General features: G+C 53.4%; 1 protein-coding gene. It reads left to right on the top strand.

Features of this window, described 5'->3' with window-relative positions; translation table 11 throughout:
- Positions 1 to 453 (top strand): hypothetical protein (locus RVY79_RS17405; protein WP_317465736.1); only part of this gene is annotated, 453 nt, incomplete at both ends.

The following is a 453-nucleotide window of genomic DNA, read 5'->3' as shown; positions in this document are numbered from 1 at the left end:
CGGTTGTTCTGGTGGCTTTTGCGTACTTCAACTTGATTCCGATTGCGCTTTTTCAAAAAATGAAGACAAAGGGCGTGCTTGACGCTCAAAATCAGATTGGCCTTATCGAAAACTTGGATTCGGAGAAGTTTAAAGAGGGTGGGATTAATTTTGTCGAGATTGCTCGTGAGAAGTCAGAGCCGGTTTGGGGGGCTGCCATCTCGTGTACAGAGAAATTCTGTGCACTGTACTCTCCGGTCGGCCCCGTTCATGCGTGCATTGTTCCTCTCACCGACGTCAAGATGTGGTCGACCCTAGGCTGGGCCGATGTCGCTGCCCGCAAGAAAGCCGAAGCAGACAAAGCTAGCAAGCAAAGTCAGGCGGTCGATGTGGCGCAGGCGAACCCACCCACGTCGGGAACCCCATGTGTGCAAGATGGAGCTCGAGTCCCGCGACGAGTACCGTCAAGCGTGA

Source organism: Chromohalobacter sp. HP20-39 (assembly GCF_033052815.1).
GTDB lineage: Bacteria > Pseudomonadota > Gammaproteobacteria > Pseudomonadales > Halomonadaceae > Chromohalobacter.
Note: the sequence above shows the minus strand (reverse complement) of the source record. Positions and strands in the feature narration are given on the sequence as shown.